Genomic DNA, 15,231 nt, shown 5'->3' on the forward strand with positions numbered 1-15,231 from the left:
GGCGTTTCGTGCCCGGCCCGCAGCATTCCTCCAGTCCGGCTGCCCGCTTCCCGGCGGCCGGACTTTTCGTGCGCCTGGAGCGGGTAGTGCCGGTGCCTGTTTCGCAAGCAACCGTTCGCACCGGCCGCCGTTTCGGGGACGCACTCCCTGCGTTTCGGGAGCACCGGCCGCCGTTTCGACCCCGTCCTGAACGACCCCTTCCGGAGGCCTCCATGACGATCACCGAATGGCCGCAGAGCGCGGTTCCCGACACCCCCGTTTCGCGTCCGCCGGTCGCCGTTTCGGATGCGCCCGAGAAGGTTTCGGGTGCGGCCGGGGGCGTTTCGGGACCGGACAAGCGGAAGATGATCAAGCCTGGCCGTGACCGGCTGATGACCGCGCTGTCGCTTGTCGCTGCGATCGGCGGGACGCTGGTCGGCGTCATTGGTTTCGCGATGTCGTACAGCACCCTGGCCAAGGTCGCCCTGAGCTGGGGATTCAGCACGCAGCTGGCTCCCTGGTTCCCAGTTGGTGTCGACGCGAGCATCATCGCGTTCCTCGCGCTGGACCTCTATCTGATCCGCAAGGACATCGGCTGGCCGCTGCTGCGGATGGCCGCGCACGCCATGACCGGTGCGACGATCTGGTTCAACGCCAGCTCACAGGGCCAGATCGGCGCCGACCCGGTCAAGGCTGCCTCCCACGGTGTCATGCCGATCCTGTTCGTGATCGGTGTGGAGGCCGCCCGCCGCCTGATCATCCAAAGGGCCAGGCTGGAGGCGGGGACGGCGGCCGACCGGATTCCGCTGCACCGCTGGATCCTCTCGCCGGTCGCCACGCCGCGGTTCTACCGCCGGATGCGGCTGCACGGGATCACCTCCTACCCGGAGATGATCCGGCGCCAGCAGGACCTCATCGGCTACCAGCAGTGGCTCAAGCGCAAGTACGACGGCGACCTGGACAGGGCGACCGAGGACGAGCTGCTGCCGATGAAGATGGCCGCCCACGGCTACACCGTCGCGCAGGCCCTGGCGATGCCTGAGCAGCAGGCTCGCGAGGCGGCGGCCCGAGCGGAGGAAGCCGAGCGCCGGCGCCTGGACGCGGAGACGCGCCAAGAGCTCGCGCGGAAGCAGGCGGAGGCCGACCGGCTGGAGGCGGAGGGCAAGCTCGAAGCCGTCCGCGCCCGCGTGGAAGGCGAGACTGGTCAGGCCCGCGCGCACGCCCGAGCCCAGGTCAGCGCCGCAGAGCGGGCCGCTGAGCTGGAGCAGCAGGCGCTCGACAACGCCGTGGTCGCCGAAGCGCGCGCCCGCGAGGCCGAGGCGGAGCGCAAGGAGGCCGATGAGCGCAAGGCGGCGGCCGCCGCGGTCCTGGAGAAGGCCGAGCTCGAGCGCAAGGCCGCCGAGCAGCGCAGGGCGGTGGCCGAGGCCGACAAGGTCGCGGCGGCGGAGGCCGGCGCGATCGAGACCGTGCGGATCGCCGAGGCACGCAAGGCGAAGGCCGCCGCCGACCTGGAGGCGGCCGAGCTGGAGCGCCAGGCGGCGCAGAAGCGGAAGGAAGCTGCGGAGGCCGACCGGGTCGCCGCGGCGGAGGCGCAGGCCATCGAGACCCAGGCCGTCGCCGAGGCCCGCGAGGCCGCTGCCGAAGCGGACCGGCGTGCTGCCGAAACGGAGAAGGCCGCTGCCGAAACGCGGCGGGCCGCTGCCGAAGCCGACCGCAAGAAGGCGGAGGAGGACCGCCGCCAGGCGGCTGCTCTCGCCGACATCGCGCGCTCCCAGAAGGAGGCTGCCGAAGCCGAGCGGGCTGCTGCCGAAACGCGACGAGTCGCTGCCGAAATCGAGCGGGCCGCAGCCGAAGCCGAAGACGTCGCGAAGCTCAAGCCGCGCGAACGTGCGGTCCGCAAGGTCGCCCGCATGGCGCTGGCGGCCGGCCTCGTCCCCGACGGCAAGGACCTCGCCGGCATCCAGCGCGAACTGTCGGAGCTGGTATCCCTCGCCGACGTCCAGGGAGGTCTGAGTATCTCCTCCCCCGGCACCGCCTCGGAGTACCGCCAGGAGGCAGCGGCGCTCCTCGCCGGCGGCTACCGGCCCTGATCCATCGTCCGGCACACACCAGTGAGGGCCAGCCCGCGCGAATCGGGCTGGCCCTCGCTGCGACTGCCGGAAGCAGTCACAGCCCCACCAGTACACCAGGAGGGAATCCCCGCCGTGAACAGCAACAACGACCCGAACTACTCCCCCCTGCGCGACGTCGCGCAGAGCCCGGAGGCCACCGCCCGGTACCTGGCCGACGTCCAGCGGGTCCTGCTGGACATCGGCAAGAACCTGGAGACCCTCGCCCACGAGACCCGCGTGCACCTGCGCGACACGCACGTGGAGGGCGACCGCTGGTACCACGCCAGGCTGCGCGCGCTGCCCGTCGAAAAGGCCATCGGGAACGTGCTCAAGAGCCTGAACAACCTCACCGCGGGCCTGGAAAAGAGCGCCTATAAGCGCCGCGCCCACGACGAGGCCGTTGTGAATACGGCCAAGGGCAGGAAGGAAAAGGAGATCGAAAGGCAGCGGAAGAAGAACCCGCCGAAGCTCCAGGCCGCCCCCAACCCGCCTCAGCAGGGTGCACAGAACAAGAATTATGGGTACGGTGGGCCCACGTCGATTTACGACCTTGGTCGGGAGTCGGCGTGAACCGCCCCCTCAGCAGCGCCGAACGGTCAGCCGAACGGCGTCAGAACTGGCTGAAGGAAGAGGCGAGGAAAGCCCGTGAATCTCGCGGCGAGGCAGGGCAGATGGAATTCTGGCTCCGCCTGGCACGATCCCGAATGGCCAAGGACGTCAAAGCGAATCGCCAGGACGTGTACTCCGGATTCGCGCTGATCTGCCGCCTGTTCATCACGGCGCTGGACCAGCGAGTGGAGGGCAACGGACGGATCTGGAACGACCTGCTGCAGTACGCGGAGCAGGTCGTGGCGAAGCACCCCCCGCGTAACTGAACGTCACCAGCGAAGGCCCCGCCGGGCTCCGGCGGGGCCTCGCGCGCGTAAAGCGTGCACACGTGCACGTGCACACGCGTGCACACAAGACCCCACGCTCTGTCAAGTCCCAGGAGGGAGGTGCATCGTGTCCGATGTGGACGACCCGAACGGGATCCTGGTCCGCGGTCCCTGGCGCGATGACTCCACATACGTGCCACCGCCGATCCCGGACTACGGCGACACCATTCCATCGCCGGAAGACGTTCCCGAGGCTCCCCCGAAGTCGCCGGAGGAGACGACGATGGAACTGCCCCCGGTCCCCGCCGCCCCGGACCCGTCTACGGCCCTGCGCTCCGAGGGAATTACGTCACCAGAATTCAATGAAGATGACGGCGAATACGAGGAGGGCGAATACGTCCAGCATCGTTCACTCGCCGACCGTCTCGGTGACTGGCTGGAACTCCGGCTGGAAATGGCGCGGGCCAGGCACGAAAGCGAAGCGCCTTTCCGTGAGGCGGAAATAGCACGGAAGGCCGCGCTGCTGGAGGGCCGCACCGCGCAGGAAGTCGCGATGATGGAGCAGAACGGAAAGCTCCACGCCGCGATGATGAAAGCGAAAGGCGACAAAGCGGCAGCGCGCGGAAAGGCCGACGCCGACCGCATGAAGACGACCGGCTCCGGCCTCGGCACGGACAAGGGCCGCTCGAAGGCCGGCGGCGGGGGCGGGCCCTCCCGCGGCGGTGGCGGGACAGGGCCGCCCCGCAGCAACTCCGGATCGGGAGCGAACCGGCCTGGGGCCCCGCGCTCCTCCCTGGCCGGCACCGGTTCCGCAGCCGGCCGGGGAGCCGGCGGCCGGGGAGCGGGGACGAACAGCTCCAGTGGCACCGGCCCCCGGGGGAAGGACTCCGGCCGCAACTCCGGGGCGGCCGTCGGCTCCAAGGGCGCCGCGAAGGGCCCCGACCGCCCCGCTGGCGGCCGCAGCGGGGCCGCCAAGGGCCAAGGAACGGCCGGTGGTTCCCAAGGCCGTCCAAGCGGCTCTGGCAGCTCCGGCGGTTCGGGTAAGGGCGGTTCGAAGGGAGACGGCGGCCACAAGGGCCAGAAGCAGAGCTCGAACGCCTCCAGCCCGGCGGCGGAGCGGTCCCGCGGACGCCAGGAGCGGGCCGGCGCCCGCCAGGCCGCGCGGCAGCAGCGGCGCGCCGCCCGCCAGGCCGCCGGGCTCGCCGACCGCACCAAGGACCGCGACCAGGCCCGGGACAACCGGCAGGCCGCGCGGCAGGACCAGCTTCAGAAGAAGGCCGACCGAACGGCCGCGAGGAAAGCGAAGAAGGCGGCTGCGGCAGCCGCTGGCCCGGGCCGCACCACCCTGGGCGAGGCCCTTGCGGAAGAGGCGCAGCGGCGCTGGAAGAAGCGCCGGAAGAAGCCCGCCCCCCGGCCCGTCATCAGCGCCGCCAAGAAACGCAAGAGGAACAAGAGGAAGGGGAAAGCTGGTTCGGGGCCCGGCGCCGCAGGTTCTGGCGCAGGTGCCGGTACGCCGGGGGGCGGGGCGAAGAAGTCGCCCGGGAAGCCAGGACGCAAGGCCAAGAAGCCCAAGGTCAGGCTGAAGAAGCCGAAGTCTCCGAAGGCGAAGCGGAAGAGGCCGGGGGCTGCCGCCGGGGCTGGAGGCGGGCCCGGAAAGCCCGCGGCCGGCCGTAAGAAGCCGCGACTGAAGATCAGGCTGAGGAAGGCGAGGAAGCCGGGCCTCAAGCCCAAGAAGCCATGGGTGAAGTCACCGAAGCCGAAGTCACCGAAGCCGAAGGCGAAGAAGCCGGCGGCCGCTGGGGCTGGAGGCGGGCCCGGAAGGCCTGGAGGTGGCCGCAAGGGGCCGCGCTTGAAAATGCCCAGGATCAAGCTGAGGAAGCTGAGGGTGAAGCGGCCGAAGGCCGGGGCGCGTAAGGGCGGGCCGGGTCCGGCCGGGCCGGGCGCGGCGGGTAAGGGCGGCCCGGCGGGCGGTGCGGGTACGGCCGGCACGACGGGCGCGGGGGCGTGGTTCGCGATGGGGGTCCCCACCGTCGATTTTCCCGGATGGGAGCCGAAGCAGGCGCCGCCCCCGCCGCATCAGGAGTCCGACTACCCCGACGCGGTCATCGTGGAGCCCAGGGCTCTGCTTCCCGCACCCGAGCCGCACACTCAGCGGCCCGGCACCACCCAACCCACCAGCACGGAAGGGAGCAGCGTGAGCAGCGCGCAGGTCAGCAGGCCGTCCGGCGGAGGCGGCCTGGCCGCCCAGCACCGCACGGACATCACGTTCGATGACTACCTGATGGAGATGGCGAACATCGCCATCCAGGCCGCCTCCGACCAGGAGCGGGCCGAAGCCCTTGCGGAGGCCTTGGACAAGGTCGCCGACGCCCTGCGGGACATGGCCGCCGACCTGGTCGGCGACCACAACGTCAGCACCCAGGTCACCGAGCTGATCTCGGACCTGGCCGACGCCGCGGCCCGCATGAGGCAGCAGGCCGAACGGTGCGCGACCGAGTGCGGGCTGGCCCTGGAGGCCGCCAAGCTCGCGGCCGCGATGGTCGCGCGCGTGTACGGCGAGGACATGGCCGCGAAGGAAGACGCGGGCCTGACGTACGCGTCGGCCGCCGCCCACCACGACTAGAAAGCAGGGAGGAAACCCGCTGATGAGCAGCGATCCCGCACTCCGCACCGGCGGCGCGGCGCCCGCCGTCGCCGACGGCGACAACCGCTACAAGGCCGTCCAGGCCAAGCTCGACGCCCTCGGGCGCGCGCTCGACGACGCCGGGATCGGCCTCGAGGAACTCGTGCGCAGCGTCAGGAGGAACGCCAAGCGGGCCGAGGACGTGGCCCGCGACATCGACAACGCCGGACTCGACGCGAAGTTCGTGGAGCTGACCAGCAACGTCGCCGTCGCCCTGGGCGGCGCCGGGGTGCAGGTCAAGAAGCTCTCCGACACCGCGCAGGAGACCGCCGACCTCACCCACCAGACCCGGCGCACCCACGCCCGGCTCTACGGCGCGCTCGACGACATCCGCTCGGGCCGACGCGAGAAGACGCCCCGGCCCGGGTTCTTCAACCGCTGACCCCACTCCCCCACCCCTGCCACGGGCGGCCCCGCACACCAGCAGGGCCGCCCGTGCCTATTCGCCCCGAAGGAGAAGCCGGTGGCCACGCCGCGCAGTGTCACGCTCGAACGCCTCGCCTACACCCTCGCCGCGCCCGTGCTGGCCGTGACCCCGAACCTCTACCCCGACAGCCCCGTCAACCAGGTCGTGCAGCTCGCCGGCGCGGCCGGGATCGGCGGCTGGGTCCTCGCCGCCAAGAGCGACGAGCCCGGCGCCGGACGCAAGATCCTGCGCTGGACCCCGCTCGTGGCCGCCGCCGCGATCGACGTCGCCGCCAAGAACACCGTCGGCTGGGGCCCGTACGGGATGGACGGCCTCCTCGCCGCCGGATGGGCGGCGCTCGGCCTGCTGGTGCTGCCGTACTCCCGGCACACCCGCCGCCGTCACCGTCCCGCCCTTGCCGCCCCCGTCCCGCAGCCGGCGCCCGCCGAAATCCCCGAGCCGGTAGCCCCGGCGGTGCCGGACGACGGCGCGGACCTGCTCACCTGCGAGGTGCGGATGCTGTGGGAGAACGCCGGGATGCCCGGCCGCACCCACGTCGTCAAGGCCACCCGGCACCCCGGGCAGCGGCACGACATGACGATCCTGCTGCGCGCCTCGGAGACCGGACGGCCGATCACCGGCCTCACCGAGGCCGCGGTCGCCGCCCCGTTCGCGGTGCCGTCCAGCGACGTCGCGCTGTCGGAGGTCGCCATCCAGCCCGGCCGCCAGGGCGGCCCCGGCTGGATGGAGGCTCACATCACCCCCGACGCCAACCAGCGCCGCCGCACCAAGCCGACCGACCAGGAGAAGTGGACGGACCGGGTCGCCAGCTCCAAGGGCGGCGCCCCCGGCTCCGAGCTGGTCCACACCACCCGCGACAACGAGCGCGGCGTGGCGTTCTACCGGGCGAAGATGGCCGACCCCACCGACACCCCGCGCATCGACCTGCCCAAGCTCTGCCGCGCCCTGGGCCTGCCCGAGGACGACAGCCGCGTCTTCGTCCTGGTCGAAGGAGCCGAGTTCCTGATCAGCGTGTTCGACACCCCGCCGCTGTCCCCGAAGTTCCCCGCCACCCGCGAGCTGCTCACCCCGGACGCCAAGGGCATGTACGTGTGCGGGTTCAGCATCACCGGCCAGCCGGTGCACAACTTCGTGTTCCAACACGACAAGAACGCCGCCAAGCACGGCCTGGTCCTCGGCGTCACCCGCGGCGGCAAGACGCAGTTCTTCGCCGTCACCATGGTGGCCGAGTCCAACGCCGGACAGATCGTGTGGCTGTCGTCCTGCTTCAAGGACGAGAAGACCACCGCCCTCGGTGAGTACATCGACCGCCAGGGCATCACCCCGCTCTACATGGCCCGCCAGCTGCGCGCGGCCAAGGCCCTGTGCCAGATCCGGGCGGAGATGCCGTGGGCGCACGACGGCAAGCCGCACGACTACAAGCCCGGCGACCCGCGCTGCCCCTACAAGCAGCTCAACGTCTACGCCGACGAGTTCATGACCGCGAGCCAGGACCCCGAGTACGGCGAGTTCATCCAGGCCGACGGCGACGCCCTGACCGTCATGGGCCTCAAGTACGGCATCGGATTCAACCCGGCCGGACAGAGCCCGTTCGCGCACAACGGGTTCTCCACGGAGATGAAGGACAACCTCCGGCAGAACTCGAGGCCGGTCATCTTCAACATGGGTTCGCCCGGCGCCACCCGCAAGGCGGCGGAGGGCACCATGGAGAACGCCTACGACGTCCCGACCATCCCCGCCCGCTACGCCCCCAAGGAAGGCAGCGCGATCGAGCGGGCCATGGCCGGAGAGGCCGAACCCGAGAACGGTGTCTCCACCGGCGGTGTCGCGGTCGTGGTCCTCGACAACGGGCGGGCCGTCCTGATGAAGGCGCTGTACGTGGACTTCGACGACGACCTGGCCGACCTGTTCCCCAGCGAGATCAACCGGCTCACCGACTATGAGATCAGCGAGCTGACCAAGCTCGGCCTGTGGTTCGACTGGAGCGAGCCCGAGCCGCGGCCCGGCGAGTTCTGGCCCGAGCCCGACGAGGACGACGACGGCGACGGCAAGCCCCGCCGGCGCGGAGGCGGCGGCAAGGGCGGCGGGCGCGGCTCCAAGAGCGGCCGCAGCGCCGAGCCGAAGGTCACCTCGCCCCGCCAGGCGCTGGAGGCCATCAAGAGCCTCACCGACGCCTGAACCACCCACCCATCACCCGGGCCGGCCCGCCCGAACAGCGGCCGGCCCCCCACTGTTCGTGAAGGAGCACCCCGTCGTGGGCCTGTCCATCTCCGCCGCCGCGCTGCTCGCCATCATCGTCGTCGTCCTGGGCAAGGGCGGACACGTCCGCTTCGGCCCCGCGCTGACCTGCACGCTGTTCGGCTTCACCCTCGCCGCCACCGGCCTGGCCCCGGCCATCAACACCGGCCTGGCCGCGCTCGCCGGACTACTCGCCAGCTTCTGACCTACGCCTCGGTCCACGGCGGGTCGGGCGTGTAGTTGAGCCCCTCGCAGAAGCGGCAGTCCCACTCCGACGGGATCTCCCACTTGTCGACCCAGAAGCCGACCTGCTTGCCGACGAAGTAATTGTCCCCGCCGCACCAACCGCAATCGAAGACGAACTCCATCCGATTCCTTCCACCGCGTCTGCCGGATCGAGGATGCCCGGGGCGCCGGTGCGGTGACTACCCACCCGTCAGCCTCAAATCACCTGCTGCACAACGCCGAAGGGCGCCGCCGGACACCACTCCGGCGACGCCCTTCCCCGCTGCGCGCGACCACTCCCCCACGCGCCCTCCCAGCCACCACGGCCAGGAGGGCGCGCCCCTTTCCCGCGTGATCGGAGAACCCCCGATGGACCCCCTGCACACCACCCAGCCCGGCATGCCCGAGTCCGAGGCCGCAGCCGAAGCCCGCCGCCTGCTCGACGAGTGGGCGGCCCGGCCCGTCCGGCAGCACCCCACCTCCTACCGCGACGACACCGCACCGCCGGCCTTCGGCACCACCCCGCCCGTGCCGCAGCCCGACCACCGCATCGTCCCGGCCTGGGCAGCCGGCATCGCCGTCGCGAGCATCGGCGTGGGCGCCGGGATCACCGGCATCGGCTGCGGCGCCTGGCTCGTCCTGCAGGGCCTGGCCTCCGTCAGCCTCGCCGGGGTCCTCATGGTCACCCTGCCGTTCGCGGGCCTGGCCATGGCCGCCACCGCCCTCGGCGGCGCGATCAGCAAGGCCCGCGCGGCCGTCACCAAGAACGTCTACGAGGGCCCGGTCACCCACCACACCGAGATCCACAACAACAGCACCACCCGCGGCGCGTTCTTCGCCCGCACCCGCAACGAGATCCACTGACCCGCCCACCACCATCACCCCCCGACCGGCAGAGGGAGCAGCCACGCCATGACCCACAACGACAAGCAGCCGACCAACGGCCAGGACAACCCGTCCTTCCTCGACCTGTTCAACCAGTTGCCGCCCCAGCCGCCGGCCCCCGCACTGGACGGCCAACACGGCGCCGGGCGGCTCGCGTGGCTGCGCGCCGCGTGGAAGACGTCCTGGAAGGAGGGCGGCTTCCTCCACCAGCGGTGGGAGGAGGTCTTCCAGGCCCGGCACGTCAGCTGGTACGAGATCGCCAACTGGATCAAGGCCGTCGTCCTGCTCGGCGGACTCAGCCTCATCGTGCTGATGCTGGACGCCGCCGACGACATCACCTCCGCCGCGCTCAAAGGCCTGTCCGCCGTCCCGGCGTCCGGCGCCGGAGACGGCAACGGCCTGTGGGGCACGGTCGACCACCCCATCAGGGTGTTCCTCGCCGACCAGGCCGCGCACCTGCCCGTCGCCCCCGCCGCCCTGTACGCGTTCTGGCAGCTGACCGGGCTGCTCGGCCTGGTCGGCGGGTTCTTCGGCAACGCCGGAGCCCGCATCGCCTGGCTGCTGTTCGGGATCGGCTCCCTCGCCATGATCTGGTCCGCCACCCCGGCCGGCGGCCGCGCCGCCGCCACCGGCCTGGCCGCCCTGATGTGGGCGCTCGCCAGCATCTTCGCCCTGCGCGGCCTGACCCTGCGGCCGATCGTCCACAACCACCCGCCGCAGTACCAGTTCAACCCGGCGGTCCACCTCCACGCCACGATCCCCGCCCCCGCCCCGGCCGGTGACGACTACGGCGACGAACCGGACAACGTCCCCCCGCTCCAGCGCTGACCCCGGCGCACATCACCCCCTCCGACACCACTGTCTGGCACACGCCCGACCAGGGCGAGCCAGCGAACGAAGGACACCTCATGCAGCTGAAGGAGAACGAGTTCCGGGTCGGCACCTTCCACGGACGCCACGACGGCGCCCAGGCCAAGGTCACCGCCATCCGCGACGATACCCGGCCCGAGCCCTACTTCTGGATGTGCACCTGCGGCGCGTCCCGGTCCTTCCTCACCGAGGATGCCGTGTTCCCCACGGCCTGGCGGCACACCCACCCCACGCACCTCGACCGGCTGCGGCAGTGGGCCACCCGCCGACTGCGCGCCCGCTGACCTGACGCCCTGCCTGGCCCTCGCCCACCCGCCCCGCGCGGGCCGGGCGAGGACCGGACAGGCCGCCCGGCCGCACGTGGCGGCCCGCCGACACCAGCACAACGTCGGCGGGGCGCAGCGCTGTCCACCAACCACTGGAGGAACCGCTCGTGCTCATTCCCCGCCCGCGCCGCCGGATCGGCCGGCCCCGCCCGCAGCGTCCCGGCCCCCGCTACCCGCAGCGCCCCGCCCGGCTCCCCGGTACCTGGAGCCGGTGATGCCCCGCCCTCGGAAGAAGGGCCGGCGCCGCGAGCTCAAGAAGGTGCCGCGCAGCACCGCGACGCTGGAGGAGTTCGACCGGCGCTCCTGTCCCGAGGGCCTGGTCACCCGACGCCAGCTGCGCGAGCGGGGCCTGAGCCCCGGCGGACACGCCCCGGTCGCGGTCTTGCGCTGCAAATACTGCGCGTACCGGCCCGACCAGTCGTGCAACCACCCACCCGGGCCTGGCTCTACAACGTGGACCTCGCCCGGCCCAAGCGCACGCCGACACTCGCGCAGGAATGGGCGCTGGACCGGGCGATGGCCGCACGGTCCACCTGCCCGGAGTGCCGGAGGCGCTACTTCTTCTGCCTCCCGCTGCGCACCCAGGGCCGCTGCGACCCCTGCGACAAGGGCTACGAGCCCAGCCCCGACACCTACGTCGCTTCCACGGCCCCGGCCATCCACCGGCTCGCCGCCTGATCAACGAACCGCTCGAAGGAGAAGTCACCGTGGCTCTGTTCACCCGTACCGCCCCCACCCCCGCGCCCGAAACCTGGACGCCGGAGGGCACGCTCGTCTCCCAGCGTTACCGGGCGCTGGAGGGCGCAACCGTCCTCGTCTGCACCGCCGACGCCGGTCGGGGCACCGCGAACTACGCCGCCGCCTGTCTGGGCTGCACCTACCGCGCGGACCAGAACGCCTCGTACAACCCGATGCCGGAGGCAGAGGCCGCCAAGGCCGCCAACACCCACGCCGCGGCCTGCCGGGCGATGCCGCGCGGCGTGCCCGCCCGGCCCGACGACACCGAGGCCGCCGAACTGATCCGCACCCGGTTGTGGCGACACCGCTACGGCACCATCCCGCGTCCGGTGCACCTCGCCGACTTCAACGCGCTCCGCGTCGACCTCCAGCGCTCCACCGACTGGATCAAGGCGCTGCTGGCCTCCCTCGCACAGACCGAGCCCAGCTTCCTCACCGCGACGCCCACCAGCTCCGGTCAGGGCACCCGCTTCGCCGTGCAGCCCTTCGACCGGCCCTGACCCGGTGCGTATCCGCACCGTCGCGCTGGCCGCGGCCGCCGTGCCCTTCGCGGTCGCCGCAGCCGCCGTCGTCCTCGAGGCCGGCCACTGGCGGCTGTACGCCGAACGGCACCGCATCGAGCTCAAGCCCCAGCCCCGCCGCTCCTGCCCCGACTGCCGGGGCGCGGGCGGCTGGTGGGTCGACGGCGCGAACCCCGAGATGGAGGCGTGCGGCTGCTGGTCGAACCGGCCCGAGCTGCGCATCCGGCTCCTGCCCGTCCCGGCCTGGCCGGACGAACCCCCGTTCTGACCACCCGGGCGGGCCGCCGCGTGCGGCCCGCCCGGCCACCACAAGGAGAGCCACCACCCATGACCGTCACGGTCCCCGCCACCGACAAGAACCTGGACGCCGCCTGCGCCTCGGTCGCCAATGAGATCGCGCGAACGGACAGCAAGGCGTCCTTACTGCTCGCCTTCAACGGCGCGGTGCTCGCCGGCCTCGCGTCCGTCGCCGACAAGGACCTGCCGGCCGCACCCAAGGCGATCGGCGCGCTCGCCGGCCTCGCCCTGGGCACCGCCGCCGCGCTGCTGCTCCTCGTCGTCAAGCCTCGCCTGCGGGGCCATGACAGGGCTTCCTTCCCGTACTGGGCGACGCTCGACGAAGACCAGATCCGCGTCGGCATGGAAGCCGACACCCGCGCCGCCACCATCCGGGTCCTGTCCATCCTCGCCGTCCGCAAGTACCGCCACCTGCGCCGCGCGGTCGACCTCAGCCTCACCGCCCTGGTCCTCCTCGCGCTGGCCGCCGCCGGCATCGCGCTGTGATGGCAGCCGAGGTGACCGCGCCATCCCGTGCGTGCGCCGACCGCGTCCGCGCCCCGGCCAGAGTCGCCCGGCTCGCCCTCCAACTGATCGAGCCGGACCGCGACGGCGACGCCTCCTGCTACCTGCACGAGGCCGCCGCCCTGCTCACCGACAACGCCGGGCAGCGCATGAACTGGGCTGCCCGCGCCCTTCACCTGCAAGGAGAGCTCGAATGACCTCGCTGAACTATCCGGAGCTGCCGGAAAGCTGCCTCGTAGTCCTCATCGGGGCCTCCGGCGCGGGCAAGTCGACGCTGGCCACCACCTGGTCCGCCTCCCAGGTCCTGTCCCTGGACGCACTGCGCGAAGCGGTGAGCGACGACTCCTCTGTCAAGTCCAGCGTGTTGAGTGTCTAGCCCCGCGTGATTTCGCCGAGGCTCTGGCCCCTACCGCTATCTCGTGTCGCGAGAATGCGTTAGGCACGTGAGGCATGTAGGCCGCCGCCGACCATGCCTCACAGACCCTCGGATATCAGTGAGGCATGGTCGGCACATACGTCAGGGCCTTTCTTCTGCTCCACCGGAGTCTGCGGTGGGCGCGGCACTTGGCTCTCCAACATGCCCAAAGGGCTCATCGAGTACCTGCGTCAGTGAGAGTCTGATACGCGACACGGCCGCTCCGGTCAGGACCGCCAGGGGTGGTGAACTCGTTGAGAGGTGGGGCGTTGGGAGCTCGGGAGGAGGGGTCGGAGCGGGTTGTAGGCGGGCGGTACCGGCTTGTCGGACAACTCGGCTCAGGCGGGTTCGGGCGGGTGTGGAAGGCGTACGACGAAATGTTGGACGTCGACGTGGCTGTCAAGGAGGTGTGGCTGCCGCAGCAGGCCGCCTCAGCTTCCGGTGCCGAGCATCGTGAGCGGGTGGTGCGGGCCGCGCGTGAAGCCCGCAACGCCGCCAAGCTGCGCGATCATCCACACATCGTCGCTGTCCATGACGTGGTCGTTGAAGACGGCACTCCCTGGATTGTGATGCGTCTGGTCGAGGGGCGATCCCTGGAGGAGCGCCTGCGCACGGACGGGCCGCTGCCCGTCCCGCGCGCAGCCGAGGTCGCGGCCGCGCTGCTCAAGGCGTTGAAGGCTGCCCACGCCGCCGGGATCGTGCACCGCGACCTCAAACCGGCCAACGTGATGCTCACTGACGACGGCCAGGTGCTGCTCACCGACTTCGGTATCGCCGTCCACGAGACCGACACCAAACTCACCGTCACCGGAGGCGTCATAGGCTCCGCCGAGTACATGGCCCCCGAACGCCTCCAGGGCACCCAGGACCAGGCCGCCGGCGACCTGTTCTCGCTGGGGGCGACCCTGTACGAGGCGGTGGAGGGCGTCTCCCCATTCCGACGCGAGACCCCCAGAGCCACCATGGCCGCGGTCGCCCTCCACGAGCCCCCGCCGATGCAGCGCTCCGACCCCGTCCTCGCCTCCCTCATCACCGCCCTCCTCGCCAAGAACCCCGAAGACCGTCCGAATGTTGACAGCACCCTGGCCCTACTGCGCGCCGGCGCGCCCACGCTCACAGCGGCGATGCCCATGCCGCCGCACTCCCGCGGGCCATCGGCCGTCTCCGCTGCGCTGACCGAAACCGCAGCGCCGGTGTCCCGGGTGGCGCGTGTAGGGCGTCTGATCACGGGCAGCTGCTTCCTCGTGATCGGACTCGGCCTCGTTGCATTCCGTAGTACGACGATTACAAGCAGACATGTCGGAAGTGTCCTCGTTATTTCCCTCCTCGCCGCCGCTCTGGTCGCGGTGCTCTTCGGGCTGGCGGCGATGTTCTACCGATGGAAGGGCCCTGGCAAGCCGCCCTTCCTGATCATCGGCGGGGTTTTTCTCCCCGTCTTCCTCCCACTGGCCCTGATCTGGGAAGTGTGGAACGCAGTGGTACTGAACACTTCCTGAACCTGCCTCACATGCCTGACTCGACGGCACGTGCCTTGAACTGTGCAGGCCCGCCGGTTCCCCCAGCTAGATAGGGCTGGTGGTGTGCAAGGGCGACGCCATCGACACGTACCAGAACCCGCACGGTCAGGACATCGACGACCTCATCGCGCAGCAGCTACCGGCCACACCATCCGACCCCGAGGAGAGCAACCGATGAATGGTCATCTGTTCTTCGGCGAACCACTGGGGCTGGTAGTCACCGCAGCAGACCGGGCACAGGTGCCCGTGGCCGTCATGACCAGATCACTCCGTTACGGGCAGGCACTCGGCGAGCAGGTCGATGACGTCGCGCCAGGCTCGCTGCGCGTGCCGTGGGTGGAAGCCGACGCTGGGGACCACGGGGTGGTCGACCGGCGGGTGGTGGAAGGCGTGCAACACGTCAAGCGCCGCGTGGCCGATCCCCCGCATCCGGTCGGGGTCGGCGAGCAGCGGCATGCACCGGGCCAGCATCTGCTCGGGGTCGCCCAAATAGCGCCCGCCGTGGAGGTCGAAGGCCAGCGCCACGTAACCCAGCTCGGCGAGCGCATCGGCCCGGCGACGCTATGACCGTCGACGGATCCTCGACAAAGTGGCCCGGTGCTAGAGAATCTCCGACTCTG

17 protein-coding genes and 2 pseudogenes are annotated in these 15,231 nt (G+C 71.3%); 17 read left to right on the plus strand and 2 right to left on the minus strand.

The genetic code is table 11. The features are described 5' to 3' along the window. The first annotated feature begins 8 nt into the window (after window positions 1-8). The 7 genes from FHS38_RS36230 (at window position 9) to FHS38_RS32225 (ending at window position 8,518) form a co-directional block, all read left to right on the plus strand. Window positions 9-2,069 carry a DUF2637 domain-containing protein gene (locus tag FHS38_RS36230; protein WP_268246243.1) on the plus strand — a complete coding sequence of 687 codons (2,061 nt, stop codon included), beginning with the start codon at window positions 9-11 and terminating at the stop codon, window positions 2,067-2,069. A 114-nt stretch (window positions 2,070-2,183) separates the two neighbouring features. Next, window positions 2,184-2,660: a hypothetical protein gene (locus tag FHS38_RS32200; RefSeq protein WP_184739654.1), complete on the plus strand. Its 477-nt coding sequence runs from the start codon at window positions 2,184-2,186 to the stop codon at window positions 2,658-2,660. Further along, window positions 2,657-2,965 (plus strand): hypothetical protein, encoded by a 309-nt coding sequence (locus FHS38_RS32205; RefSeq protein WP_184739656.1) that lies wholly within the window; start codon window positions 2,657-2,659, stop codon window positions 2,963-2,965. Before FHS38_RS32200 ends, FHS38_RS32205 begins: the two co-directional genes overlap by 4 nt. A gap of 127 nt (window positions 2,966-3,092) precedes the next feature. Next, complete coding sequence (locus tag FHS38_RS32210) at window positions 3,093-5,588, plus strand: ATP/GTP-binding protein (RefSeq protein WP_229822839.1); 2,496 nt, start codon at window positions 3,093-3,095, stop codon at window positions 5,586-5,588. 22 nt (window positions 5,589-5,610) lie between these two features. Next, entirely contained in the window at window positions 5,611-6,030 is a 420-nt protein-coding gene (locus FHS38_RS32215; protein ID WP_184739658.1) for a conjugal transfer protein TraB, read from the plus strand. 81 nt (window positions 6,031-6,111) lie between these two features. Next, window positions 6,112-8,253, plus strand: coding sequence for a chromosome segregation protein ParM (locus FHS38_RS32220; protein WP_184739660.1), 2,142 nt, complete (start codon window positions 6,112-6,114; stop codon window positions 8,251-8,253). A gap of 76 nt (window positions 8,254-8,329) precedes the next feature. Continuing rightward, complete coding sequence (locus FHS38_RS32225) at window positions 8,330-8,518, plus strand: hypothetical protein (RefSeq protein WP_184739662.1); 189 nt, start codon at window positions 8,330-8,332, stop codon at window positions 8,516-8,518. Window position 8,519: 1 nt separating this feature from the next. On the opposite strand, the gene FHS38_RS32230 is transcribed toward FHS38_RS32225, so the two are convergent. Next, a complete protein-coding gene (locus FHS38_RS32230; protein ID WP_169808276.1) occupies window positions 8,520-8,681 on the minus strand; it encodes a hypothetical protein in 162 nt (53 codons plus the stop codon). A gap of 226 nt (window positions 8,682-8,907) precedes the next feature. Here FHS38_RS32230 and FHS38_RS32235 point away from each other — a divergent pair, with 226 nt between their 5' ends. The 10 genes and pseudogenes from FHS38_RS32235 (at window position 8,908) to FHS38_RS32280 (ending at window position 14,590) form a co-directional block, all read left to right on the plus strand. Beyond that, window positions 8,908-9,402, plus strand: coding sequence for a hypothetical protein (locus tag FHS38_RS32235; RefSeq protein ID WP_184739742.1), 495 nt, complete (start codon window positions 8,908-8,910; stop codon window positions 9,400-9,402). A 48-nt stretch (window positions 9,403-9,450) separates the two neighbouring features. After that, window positions 9,451-10,251 carry a hypothetical protein gene (locus tag FHS38_RS32240; RefSeq protein WP_184739664.1) on the plus strand — a complete coding sequence of 267 codons (801 nt, stop codon included), beginning with the start codon at window positions 9,451-9,453 and terminating at the stop codon, window positions 10,249-10,251. Window positions 10,252-10,331: 80 nt separating this feature from the next. Continuing rightward, complete coding sequence (locus FHS38_RS32245; protein WP_184739666.1) at window positions 10,332-10,577, plus strand: hypothetical protein; 246 nt, start codon at window positions 10,332-10,334, stop codon at window positions 10,575-10,577. Window positions 10,578-11,039: 462 nt separating this feature from the next. Next, window positions 11,040-11,297 (plus strand): RRQRL motif-containing zinc-binding protein, encoded by a 258-nt coding sequence (locus tag FHS38_RS35790; protein WP_229822838.1) that lies wholly within the window; start codon window positions 11,040-11,042, stop codon window positions 11,295-11,297. 29 nt (window positions 11,298-11,326) lie between these two features. Next, window positions 11,327-11,857, plus strand: a complete 531-nt coding sequence (locus tag FHS38_RS32255) for a hypothetical protein (RefSeq protein ID WP_184739668.1) — start codon at window positions 11,327-11,329, stop codon at window positions 11,855-11,857. 4 nt (window positions 11,858-11,861) lie between these two features. Then, complete coding sequence (locus FHS38_RS32260) at window positions 11,862-12,146, plus strand: hypothetical protein (protein ID WP_184739670.1); 285 nt, start codon at window positions 11,862-11,864, stop codon at window positions 12,144-12,146. 59 nt (window positions 12,147-12,205) lie between these two features. Beyond that, entirely contained in the window at window positions 12,206-12,661 is a 456-nt protein-coding gene (locus tag FHS38_RS32265) for a Pycsar system effector family protein (RefSeq protein ID WP_184739671.1), read from the plus strand. After that, window positions 12,661-12,876, plus strand: coding sequence for a hypothetical protein (locus tag FHS38_RS32270; RefSeq protein ID WP_184739673.1), 216 nt, complete (start codon window positions 12,661-12,663; stop codon window positions 12,874-12,876). Before FHS38_RS32265 ends, FHS38_RS32270 begins: the two co-directional genes overlap by 1 nt. Further along, window positions 12,873-13,025: pseudogene (locus FHS38_RS32275) on the plus strand (AAA family ATPase); the annotation flags it as partial. The gene FHS38_RS32270 and the pseudogene FHS38_RS32275, both read left to right, overlap by 4 nt. A 314-nt stretch (window positions 13,026-13,339) precedes the next feature. Then, entirely contained in the window at window positions 13,340-14,590 is a 1,251-nt protein-coding gene (locus FHS38_RS32280; RefSeq protein ID WP_268246246.1) for a serine/threonine-protein kinase, read from the plus strand. Between the two features lie 285 nt (window positions 14,591-14,875). On the opposite strand, the pseudogene FHS38_RS35795 reads toward FHS38_RS32280, so the two are convergent. After that, window positions 14,876-15,172: pseudogene (locus FHS38_RS35795) on the minus strand (dienelactone hydrolase family protein); the annotation flags it as partial. Between the last annotated feature and the right edge of the window lie 59 nt (window positions 15,173-15,231).

Origin of the sequence: Streptomyces netropsis (assembly GCF_014203545.1) — a bacterium.
GTDB classification, from domain to species: Bacteria; Actinomycetota; Actinomycetes; order Streptomycetales; family Streptomycetaceae; genus Streptomyces; species Streptomyces netropsis.